At 75.2% G+C, this 326-nt stretch carries 1 pseudogene; it reads left to right on the top strand.

The annotated features are described in order from the left end of the window. Positions 1 to 326 (top strand): annotated as a pseudogene (locus tag UK12_RS42370) (cytosine permease); the annotation flags it as partial.

The following is a 326-nucleotide window of genomic DNA, read 5'->3' as shown; positions in this document are numbered from 1 at the left end:
GTCGGGGCGGATGGTGGCGGGCCTGTTCGCGTTCGCCCCGCGCTTCGGCCCCGCCGTGCACGGGCACTACCTGCTGGGCGGCTTCTGGCAGACCTGGCTGCTGGCCGTGGTCTCCGCCGGGCTGGGCGGCCCGGCCGCCTCGCTCACCCTGCGCGGCGACTACACGCGGGAGGTCTCGCCGACACGCCGCAGTGGGCGTAAGGTGCGCGGGTCCGCCATCGGGGGCCTGTTGCTGCGCCTGCTGATCCCGCAGCTTTTCGGCTCCTTCCCGGCCGTCTCCTGCGTCGCCGGGGACTACTACGTCGCCGGGCTGGTCGGCGGGGCAC

It is taken from the genome of Saccharothrix sp. ST-888, assembly GCF_000955975.1.
In the GTDB taxonomy this organism is placed as follows: domain Bacteria; phylum Actinomycetota; class Actinomycetes; order Streptomycetales; family Streptomycetaceae; genus Kitasatospora.
The sequence above is the reverse complement of the archived record's forward strand: the minus strand, read 5'-3'. Positions and strand labels throughout refer to the sequence as shown.